The sequence below is a fragment of the Chloroflexota bacterium genome, from assembly GCA_009840625.1.
GTDB lineage: Bacteria > Chloroflexota > UBA11872 > UBA11872 > VXNJ01 > VXNJ01.
The window spans coordinates 1-3305 of record VXNJ01000013.1 but is presented as its reverse complement, the minus strand read 5'-3'; the positions used below and the strand labels follow the sequence as shown (position 1 = coordinate 3305).

Below are 3305 nucleotides of genomic sequence, written 5' to 3'. Positions count from 1 at the left end.
GCTCACAGTCTACACCCCAACCGGCATCCCGACTTTTGAGACAGGCTCAAAAGGGCATTCCTCCCAATCTCTGTACGCGGGTATGCCGTCACACCGGGCCCTGGCACGTCCCCCGGCGCGAGAAATGCAATGCAACCGGCGCCATAAACCGACACGAGGCCGCGAAAAGGTCGTTTGACCCAAGCACGGTGCCAAGCGCCGCGTCCGGGTCGATCCAGCTTCGACATCCTGCCGGCGGCCTTCCGTCAAGCGGTTTGGATTACCTTACGGGGTTGCCACTGTGGATAGGGTTCCGCAGCGATTGCACTTTGTCGTGTCGGACGGGGGGCGAAACGGGCGTTTCAGTTGGAGGTAGTAGCCGTGGACGTTGCTCCCGGTGTAATCATCTACGGTCAGGGAGGAGCGACAACCGTCCGCTGAAACCGAGGCGTTGCCGCCTGCGACGCCCGCATCCCTGAATTCAGGCACCGCCTGCCGCACCCGCCGGGACGCCTGCCGACAGCCGCAGCAGACCGCCACGGTCCTTTGGTTCATGCCCAGTCTCTCGGCGGCGGGCGCCCGACCCCGTTCCTCCACTAGGGCATCCCGCAGGTCCAATAGGACAACCTCCGATAGGGAGCGTCCGGCTCAATCTCCGGATGGTGGTTCACCTCCAAGGCGGCGTCAGCATCGTTCCAGGCTTTCACCATGGGTCGAAACTACAATCTCCGCACTGCAATCCCTGCAATAAAGTGATTATGGACCCGCAGTAAATTGCTGACCCGGCAATCCCCCAAAAGCCGCCCCCAACGCTCATTTCCCGTAGGAAATACCCCCAGGATTGTATTCTGCAATCCTTTCATTTCTCCTTTCAGGGCGCCCACTGCGGAAATCAGTCCGGGCGATTGCAGTCTGATGCGTCAGGCTCCCGCCGGCTCGCGGACGGGTCCGCCGGTCTGGGGGCCGCTGGCATGGCCGGTGGCATGGCCGGAACGGTGCTGACGCTGACGCCGGGCAAACACACGGCAATGGGAGCATCGGTCGGCTTTCGGAGTAGGGGGGCAAGTTCGGTGCCGGAGAGGTGTTGCGCGACGCGGGTTTCGGGCAATAGGATGGTGCGGCGCGGCGGGCGGCAGATTGCCATGCGCGGCAGTCCCTGGGCAACGACACGGAGCGTCGCCTCTGTCCCGTAACACGTGGGAGGTGAGCAATTGACAAAGGTAAACCACTGGGCAGGAATTGCGGCGCTGGCGAGTTGCGTGTTCGCACTGTTGGCCGCCGGGTGCGGCAACGGCGGGGTGTCCACCGACGCGGATGAAGTGATGGTGGGGCTGATCACCAAGACCGATGGGAACCCGTTCTTCGTCGCCATGGAAGAGGGAGCGCGGCAGCGGGCATATGAGCTGGACGTGGAGCTGCGCGCCTACACGGGGGAACATGACGGCGACTGGGAGAGCCAGGCGCGGGCGATGGCGGAGTTGGTGGAGGACGGCGCCGACGGCATCCTGCTCACGCCCTCGGACCCCATGGCCCTCCGCGATGCCGTGCGGGAAGCGCGGCAGGCCGGGACGCTGGTGATTGCGCTGGACACGCCCTTCGAGCAATGGGACGCGGTGGACGGGACCTTCGCCACGGACAACTTCCGGGCCGGGGAGTTGATTGGCCGGTGGGCGAGGGCCAGGCTGGAGGCGGATGGCGGGGAAGCGAACATTGCAACGCTGGACGGCTACCCTACGCCGGTGTCGGTGGACGTGCTGCGCAACCAGGGCTTTCTGAAGGGCTACGGCATCGACGTAAAGGACGCTGGGAAGATCGGCGATGAGGACGACGCCCGCATCATGGGCCGCGGAGTGACCATGGGCACGGAGGAGGGAGGGCGCAGGGCGATGGAGGAACTCATCGGCCAGCGCCCGTCCATCAACCTGGTGTACGCCATCAACGAGCCGGCGGCGACGGGGGCATACGCGGCGCTAGCAGACTTGGGGTTGGACGAGGACGTGCTGATCGTAACCATTGACGGCGGCTGCGCCGGAGTGAGGCGGGTGGCGGCGGGCGAGTTCGGGGCCACGGTGATGCAGTACCCGCTGGAGATGGCGCGGCTGGGAGTGGAGGCAGTGGCGGAGCACGCCAGGACGGGCGAGAAGCCGGAGAACACGCCGGGGCTGGACTTTCACGACACCGGCGCGGCGCTGGTGGCCGGAGAGCCGGTTGCCGGCGTCCCGTCCATCGGCGTGGCGGAGGGTCTGCGGGAGTGCTGGGGGTAGTGGTCAGGGTACAGAACCCCGTGGCGACAATCGGCCTTCTGCAACTGTGCTCCATCGTGTCCCGTCCGGTAGGGGCCGGTCGCCGGTGTCCTGGACGCGCCGGGCCGGTGGCGGCTTCGCCAAGGGAAGCGCCAGCCGCGATGTCAGGACAGACGACCCCGGGGCCACTTTTATTTTCAAAACTTCGCCGGAACCGTCCCTTTCACCCAAGCGCTCGCAGAACCGGCCCGAAAGTCCTGATTTTTGCCCTTTTCAAGTTCAGATCTGCCTCTGACTTTTGGAAATAAAAGTCACGCCAATCTCTGTACACGGGTCCGGCATCACACCGGGCTTGTTTTTGCCCATAGGGGCGGTGGCCGGCGTCGTTGCCGATGGGGAACCGGGTCCAAGCCGCCGGAGCTATCATCTCCAACTTGGCAATGACAAAATCTCTAAACTGGAATTCAGCCGCCTCTGATTGGGGGTCCCCTGTTCGTGGCCGTTGAATCCGCCCTTCCGGATCAACGACACTCCGGCGGGATGGTCGAGGTCATCGCGGTCGCTCCTGGCGTTGCAGAACTCCCGGAGCACGCTTCACACCTGACGGGCACGACAGCCGGAAATCAGCTGAAGGATATTCACCCCATGGAGTCGGCGGCCACCGCGCCCTTTCCACCCGCCACGGCGTCCAGCGGGCCCGACGGGTGGTGAAATTTGACAGTGAGATTGCGGGGACGCGACCCACCAGGTCTCCAGTGTTCGACCGGACAGGGCTGCTCGTCATCGATGCTCCGACGCTTCCCATCCACCTCTTCCGGTTCGGTTCCATCCCTGATGGCCGGAGGGACGAGACCGGAGCCACTCAACGGCCGACAACGGGAAGCGCGGGGCAGCGATTCACCCGCGTGTGCCCAACGTGGCGCGGGACCACGCCTGCCAAGTCATCCAGTAAAGGAACGACGGCAACGTTCACCATGGACGAGAGTACCGCGCCGCTTGCTGGAACCGGGCTGGGCGTGCGCTTCCCGAAAGAGCCTGTCTCAAAAGTCGGGATGCCGGTTGGGGTGTAGACTGTGAGCAAGC

Annotated in this window: 1 protein-coding gene; it reads left to right on the top strand. The window is 64.6% G+C overall.

From position 1 onward, the window contains the following. Positions 1-1301 precede the first annotated feature (1301 nt). Positions 1302-2243 (top strand): sugar ABC transporter substrate-binding protein, encoded by a 942-nt coding sequence (locus F4X41_08315; GenBank protein MYB17017.1) that lies wholly within the window; start codon positions 1302-1304, stop codon positions 2241-2243. Positions 2244-3305: the final 1062 nt, after the last annotated feature.